8 protein-coding genes are annotated in these 6,690 nt (G+C 38.0%); all 8 read right to left on the bottom strand.

Annotated features, from left to right (window positions below; all coding sequences use genetic code 11):
- Positions 1–160 precede the first annotated feature (160 nt).
- The 8 genes from HPY74_18950 to HPY74_18915 all read right to left on the bottom strand — a co-directional run bounded on the left by HPY74_18950 (position 161) and on the right by HPY74_18915 (position 6,321).
- The gene (locus HPY74_18950; GenBank protein NSW92691.1) at positions 161–895 is read right to left on the bottom strand and encodes an ABC transporter permease; all 735 of its coding nucleotides are present in this window, start codon (positions 893–895) and stop codon (positions 161–163) included.
- Positions 892–1,812, bottom strand: a complete 921-nt coding sequence (locus HPY74_18945) for an ABC transporter ATP-binding protein (protein ID NSW92690.1) — start codon at positions 1,810–1,812, stop codon at positions 892–894. The genes HPY74_18950 and HPY74_18945 overlap by 4 nt, the downstream gene beginning before the upstream one ends.
- 253 nt (positions 1,813–2,065) lie before the next feature.
- Complete coding sequence (locus tag HPY74_18940; protein ID NSW92689.1) at positions 2,066–2,413, bottom strand: winged helix-turn-helix transcriptional regulator; 348 nt, start codon at positions 2,411–2,413, stop codon at positions 2,066–2,068.
- A gap of 163 nt (positions 2,414–2,576) precedes the next feature.
- A complete protein-coding gene (locus HPY74_18935) occupies positions 2,577–2,867 on the bottom strand; it encodes a hypothetical protein (GenBank protein NSW92688.1) in 291 nt (96 codons plus the stop codon).
- A gap of 92 nt (positions 2,868–2,959) precedes the next feature.
- Entirely contained in the window at positions 2,960–3,667 is a 708-nt protein-coding gene (hydE, locus tag HPY74_18930; GenBank protein ID NSW92687.1) for a [FeFe] hydrogenase H-cluster radical SAM maturase HydE, read from the bottom strand.
- A 104-nt stretch (positions 3,668–3,771) separates the two neighbouring features.
- Entirely contained in the window at positions 3,772–3,963 is a 192-nt protein-coding gene (locus HPY74_18925; protein NSW92686.1) for a CooT family nickel-binding protein, read from the bottom strand.
- A complete protein-coding gene (locus HPY74_18920) occupies positions 3,956–4,381 on the bottom strand; it encodes a DUF3842 family protein (protein NSW92685.1) in 426 nt (141 codons plus the stop codon). The genes HPY74_18925 and HPY74_18920 overlap by 8 nt, the downstream gene beginning before the upstream one ends.
- A gap of 158 nt (positions 4,382–4,539) precedes the next feature.
- Positions 4,540–6,321 carry a hypothetical protein gene (locus HPY74_18915; GenBank protein ID NSW92684.1) on the bottom strand — a complete coding sequence of 594 codons (1,782 nt, stop codon included), beginning with the start codon at positions 6,319–6,321 and terminating at the stop codon, positions 4,540–4,542.
- Between the last annotated feature and the right edge of the window lie 369 nt (positions 6,322–6,690).

Raw genomic sequence — 6,690 nt, 5'->3', positions numbered from 1 at the left:
TTGATGAAACACAAACCTTCATATATTTTCCTCTCCCTCGTAATGAGTTGGCATTTATTTTGATATAAGCTTATGCCCATAATAAATTTTATTATTATTTTGGGCATATGTCAATTATTTTATAACAAAAAAAAGCACCGGAAGGTGCATGTTCATGTTTCTATATAATCCATTTTCGCTTTACATTCCTTATACTAAAAGAAAAAAGCAATAGGCCAAACGCAATTAAAACCAAAAAGCTTATAGCTGGATGTATATGGCCTTCACGGTTTATTGCATCTTTAAGTATATCAACCCCATAAGTTAAAGGTATTATATATGATATTGGCCTGAACAACACCGGCAACTGTGAAACAGGAATAAACAAGCCGCATAAAAAAAGCATCGGAAATCTGAAAAAATTTGAGAATGTCTGGGCTTCGAATACTTCGCTGACAGATACGGCAATGAACAATCCCAGGAAGGTTGACGTCACAGCCAGTAAAAGCACGCTCAGTATAACAATGATCCAGTCAACCCCTGAAAGCTGAACCCAGAATAAAGCAAAAACCACAGGTACAAAAGCATTCAATACACCAAAAATAATCGCCCCTGTAGTCTTTGCCATCATCAGAAGATTCAGATTGATAGGAGCCAGCAAAAGCCGTTCAAATGATCTGCTTTTTCGTTCAAAGGTTATTGTTACCGCCAGCATTGAAGTAGTTCCAAAGAGAACTGACATAGCCATAATTCCGGGCAGTATTCCCCGGATATCTATTGTAGTGTTTGACCTCAAGAAAAACATAAGCGTCCAGGAAATAGAAAATATTATGCCCCAGCTTATGTTCGGAGGTTTCAGGTAATAATTTTTCATATCCTTTAAAAGTATATTCCAGAATGCAATCCATGCTTTCATTTCATCTTTCCTCCTTCCTTTTCCTTTTTCATTTTATCAAGGCCAATGCCCGTTACCTTGACAAAGACATCTTCCAGGGAAGGCCGTATAATTTTAGCCTCATGCACCATTACATCATTATCGTCAAAGAATTTCATAAAAGGCATCAGGTTGACCTTGGAAGACGAATGAATTCTAACCGTATGATTGTCAATAATATTGACGATAAAGTCGGGAAATACACTCATCAACGCATCCTTTAGAGGCATTGCTCCTTTTTCAAGGGTAAACTGTACAACGTTTTCCTTTTGAACTTCCATCATCAATTCATCAACTGTCCCCGTTTTTACAACATTACCATCAACAATAAACCCTATCCGGTGACAGAGTCTTTCAGCCTCTTCTATGTAATGAGTGGTTAAGAAAATCGTTGTCCCTTTGGTATTTAAGGTTAAAATCAGCTTTCGTATCTGCCTTACACTTTCTACGTCAATCCCGGTGGTGGGTTCATCTAAAAAGAGTATTTCCGGTTCATGGATAATCCCCGCAGCAATAGTCAGCTTTCGCTTCATCCCTTTGGAATATGCCTTAAAGGGCTTCCTGCCCATATCGGCAAGGCCGAATTGTTCCAATAGTTCCTTTGCCCGTCGTTCCCTTTTAGACTTTTCCATGCCGTACAGGGATGCACAAAAAGTCAGGTTATCGAACCCATTCATCTCTTCATACAAATTACTATCATCCGGTACGATACCGATCATATGCTGTGCCTTTTTGATATTTTTTATACAGTCAACCCCTGACAGAGTTATGGAGCCGGAAGTCGGTCTTGCAAGTCCGGTAAGCATGTTGATGGTTGAGGTTTTTCCCGCACCGTTCGGACCCAAAAATCCGAAAATTTCACCTTTTTCAATGGAGAAATCGACACCTTTGACTGCCATAAAGTCTCCATAGTTTTTGGTTAACCCCTTGACCTCTAATATATTCAAAGTACCTTCCTCCTTCTTTGAAATGTCAGAAAAATGAGCAGTATCCTTTCCACCTTGCAAAAAGGAACTGCTCCTATCCTCAGGATAATGCTATTTATTTTCACAGTCGCAAGGATGTTCTTTTTCATCCCCGTAAAATTCCTTAATTTGCTGCTCGCTGCATTTGCCGCTTGCGGGCTTTAATTCAGGCTTTTGACATTTGCAGTCACACATCGTTTTGCCCCTCCTTTCTACAGCATTGATGTTCTCCTGGCATATGTTTACGGCAGCCGTCTTCACAATCCGGTATTCGGGATGCCAATTCCAATAGCTTTTCAGCTGCCTTTTTCAGTACTTCCCGGTCAACCCAATAATGCGTGTAGTATCCCCGCTTTTCACCCCTCACAACTCCAGCCTTTCTTAACACCTGCAGATGCTGGGATACAGCAGCTTCCGAAATATCAAGCCGCTTTGCCAATGCACCTACACAAAAATCATGGCTTAAAAGCAGAGTAACAATTTTGAGCCGTGTTTCATCCGCCAGGGCTTTTAAAATTCCCAGGAATTCGTCCATTGTGTGCACACCTCAATAATTTGTTTAAGTAATTACTTAAACAAATTATATTATGCTTAAATGTTATTGTCAATATTTACAGTGTAAAATAGTGAAATCTATATCAGAACGTGAGTAAACGTAATTGCTGAATTGAATCGGACCACTCAAATGGACATTATCTTCATAATTTTGCTATGAATCTGGAACAAGCATTTTTTTGTTTTCCGTCATACTGCCTTACGGAGAATAATTTACACAATCTCAAACTGCATTCTTTTGTATCATCTGCCGGGATAAAATTTTCACATTCAATACACTTTGGCCTGAACAATTTTATTTGATAATCAAATTTATGTTTTGAACAGCAATATTCGGAAGAAACAACTCCTCTTATTCGGCATAAGATATCACCGTCCACGGAAACAGGTAAACCATATCTACAGTTGCTACATGATTTTCCCGCCTTTTTCAATGCATTGTGCCCCCTTTCAATATAAATGGCAGGCACTATTATAACACTAAGGCATTATTTCATCATTTTTCGGGAATTATTGATAATAATTATCAATTAATCTTACATGGAATAAAGGGACCCATTCCAATCATATCCGCATCCAGTCTTTTGAAAAATAAAAGATCATCTGCCAGCATCTCAGGAGTCTGACCCGGCAGTCCTATAAGGCAGCCGGTGCCTGTTTCATAACCCAGATCTTTTAAATCATAAAGACACCTTACCCTGTTTTTATAGCTCATCCCGGGATGAAGCCTCTCATACAATTGCTCATTGCTGGTTTCAATGCGCAGAAGATACCTGTCTGCACCTGCCTTTCTCAAGGTAGCGTATTCATCTTTTGACAGTTCGCCAATACTGAGTGTTACAGCTACATCCATACCTTTAATTTCACTGACTATTTTGCATAACTCATTTACTGCAAAGGACTTGTCTTCGCCGCTCTGGAGAACTATGGTTTTCAACCCGCAGTTTGCAGCATGTCTTGCACATTCTATGATCTCCCCAGGCTCCATCCTGAATCTCCTTATTTTATTGTTGGCTGCTCTAAGCCCGCAGTAGAAACAAGTCCTGCAGCAGTAGCTGCTGAATTCTATTAAACCTCTTAAATGGACATCATCACCCACAAACTTCTTTCTTACCCTATCAGCAGCAGTATAGACAGGAACCACATCATCACATGTTAAGAGTTTGACTAAACCGGTTCTATCAAGTTCATGCTTATTTTCAAGGACATTTATAAGTATCTCGAATTCCGACATAGCATTCATTTTTTAAATCCTGATATCCCTTCCTCTATTCTGTTTAGTTCTTGAAGCACGAAATCATCTGTTTTTGTATTGTCCGACCTATTGATATATTCTTTTTACTCTTCCTCAAGAACAAGACGGTACTCTACTAAAGCCATCTCCTTGATTTTCGCCTTGAGAGTCTTTCTTTGGCTGAAAATGTTCTCAAGTTCAATTACGCCACCGACATGCACAATCTTGTCTACTGACTCCAGTATGAGCTTTTCATTCCCTTGTTTGTCAATCAGATAAACATTAGCTTCACACATTTTTATCATCCTTAATTAAATCTTTGATTTGACCTATTGCATCATCTATATAATGGGGAAGAAGTTCACTTCTTACCCCTGCTATTTGAATATTACATCTGTTAAGCAGTATCAATACTTTCTTTGCCGGGCTTTCGGCAATTGCTTTTGCCATAAGGGGAGTCAGTTCTCCAAGCATCGAATTTGCAGCAATAATTCCTACAGGTCCCATAATAACATCCACTTTTGATGAGTTGAAAACAATAGCGTTTTCTCCCGATGCTCCTTCGTTGGCACCAGCTTTGAGCATTAATGCAGTCGTCAATGCATTTGTTCCAAGTGCAATTACTTCAATAGCCTCTCCAAATTCACATCTGAGCTTTTCTACCATTGCCTTTCCCATTCCGCCGCCTTGACCATCTATAACTGCAATATGCATATTATTGCCTCACAATCTTTACTTCTGACGTTTCATATTATAACAAAAAGTGTTAGGGGAAATCTCGTTTTAGACAACAAATCCTCCATTTGGGCTTAGAACTTGCCGGGTAAAAAACGCAGACTCTTCTGGCGTAAAAAATTTAATAAACGATAGTACTAATTAGTATGTTTGAACAAGTATATATTTTCCATTAACATTGCAACAAAAAGTGTGCAGGTCCAGCCATAATCTCTTAAGCTCTGGTAGTTTATCCTAAAATCATAGGGTTCTATATATTTCCCTTTTCTGTTTAATCTGGAAGGAGAAAACCTGTTTGTACAATCATAGAATTCATATATGTTTCCGTCATGCTCATACCAAAAAGCTATTTTTTCAATAGTTTTCCTAATAAGCGAATCTGCGAGGTCATTATAGCCATACTCTCTCAACCCTGCTGCAATCATATAATTATAATTAATCCAGACACAACCCCTCCACATATCCATTTCAAAAGATTTGTCATTAAATGCTATGCTTGGAACCGGAAATTCCGTACTGAATAGTTTCTTATCCGTAAGGTGCCTTATAAGATGCTCCGAATGTTGTTTTTCGCATATTCCGGCAAATAAGGGCAAAAAACCGGATACTGCCTTTACCTTTTTGAAATTCCCATCTTTTATTTTCCGGTCATAGTAGAATTTGTCTTCTTCGTCCCATAAGTTTTCATTTACAGCCTCCTTTATTTTTGCATAAATATCGTCCCACAACTCCTTTTCCCCATTCATTTCAAGGGCATCTGCAATCCTTCTCATACACATGGCTTCATTTGCCATAAAACACGAAAAATCGATACAATCCATCTCTTCTACATTATCAAACCTTATGGAATTGTCCATCCCGCTCTCATCACATCTGTTTTCTACGCTATCTTTATTTATTTTCCATTCAAAAAGAAAATTCCTATTGCTATCGCGGTTATTAATGTTCCAGAAGAGATATGCTTTCAATTTCGAATAATGTTCATGTAAAATATCAATATTTCCAGTTGCCTCATATAGTTTAAATAGTCCCCAGGCCAGGACAGGTGGTTGTGTTATATCAGACCTTTCAAAAGGAGAAGCCATATGCGGTATAAAGCCGTCTTCCCATTGCGTATCAAAAACAGCTTTAATAGTTTCGTATGCAAGCTCCGGGCATATATACCTATTCCCAAAGGAATGGAAAACCGAATCCCATAACCATAGTTTCTTATGAGGGAGCCTGTCAGGTGTAGTCCATCTGCTTTTAAACATTCCTTCAGGAGTATAAACCTGGGTTTTCATAACCGAAAAACACTTATAAAAGGTTTTTTCCAGCCTTTTATCCACCCCTTCGAGTTTGGGAAGATTCTTGAAGAAATCCATCTTCCTACGAACAAGTTCATTAATATCTTGGTATAAACCTTCTTTTGCCTTTTCTATAGCATCAGCCTTTGAAATATTGCTGTATGAAAATGAAAAACGTATATCTTTTCCCTTTTCTTCTGTTATCAACACAGTATATTCAGGAGGAGTAGAATGAATTATAATACCATCTTCCAGTTCTTCTTCCTTTACATTTTCACAGTATACGACAGGCCTGGCATATTTGCCGGAAATACCAACTATGGTATCCTGGGAATAAAAGACCAGTATTAACGGTAATAACGATTCTTGTTCTTCTTGAGATTCTTGTTCCTCATGAATAAAATATTTGCTTATAAGTTGCAGCTTAATTATATCTGATGCAACAATATCATATTTGATATCCTTTACATTTTTTATAATAAAGCTTAACTCCCTTCTTTTGTCCGTATGAAATATTATTCCAAGTTTATCTGCACAAAGAGTTCCTGCTAAACTACCTGTATATGTGTTTTTACCGTCAATTCCCGAAAAGGCAAATATGCTCCCCTTACCCCAAATATCAGGAACTACCATTTTTATCCCTCCTCTGCCTTTGGATGATGCATTATCTTGCCATTACCCTCATCTACCTGTTTTTGACAGGAAAAATACCTGTCCTATTTTTGCAGTATTCATATCCTCCCTGAAGGGTTTGAATTGCTAATCACCAATCCTTTATATCCTTAATTTAAACAGTTCACATTGGCAAAAAAGAGCAGGTAATCCCTCTGCGGCAGCGGTCCCAAGTATTTTCATATACATTGGCAAATATCACTCCTATCTCAATAAATTAGATTTATCTTTAAATAGCTTCAATTCTTATAGAATTTTATAGCTATTTAATTTCACAAGTAATAAAACAAAAATCTTACAAAGCCCTGCCCTACCATCTGCGAAACATCG

It is taken from the genome of Bacillota bacterium (assembly GCA_013314855.1).
In the GTDB taxonomy this organism is placed as follows: domain Bacteria; phylum Bacillota; class Clostridia; order Acetivibrionales; family DUMC01; genus Ch48.
The sequence above is the reverse complement of the archived record's forward strand: the minus strand, read 5'-3'. Positions and strand labels throughout refer to the sequence as shown.

Coding starts and splice junctions, on each gene's coding strand:
- HPY74_18950 (NSW92691.1), bottom strand. CDS start 895: ATGAAAGCATGGATTGCATTCTGGAATATACTTTTAAAGGATATGAAA.
- HPY74_18945 (NSW92690.1), bottom strand. CDS start 1,812: ATGGCAGTCAAAGGTGTCGATTTCTCCATTGAAAAAGGTGAAATTTTC.
- HPY74_18940 (NSW92689.1), bottom strand. CDS start 2,413: ATGGACGAATTCCTGGGAATTTTAAAAGCCCTGGCGGATGAAACACGG.
- hydE (NSW92687.1), bottom strand. CDS start 3,667: ATGTCGGAATTCGAGATACTTATAAATGTCCTTGAAAATAAGCATGAA.
- HPY74_18925 (NSW92686.1), bottom strand. CDS start 3,963: ATGTGTGAAGCTAATGTTTATCTGATTGACAAACAAGGGAATGAAAAG.
- HPY74_18920 (NSW92685.1), bottom strand. CDS start 4,381: ATGCATATTGCAGTTATAGATGGTCAAGGCGGCGGAATGGGAAAGGCA.
- HPY74_18915 (NSW92684.1), bottom strand. CDS start 6,321: ATGGTAGTTCCTGATATTTGGGGTAAGGGGAGCATATTTGCCTTTTCG.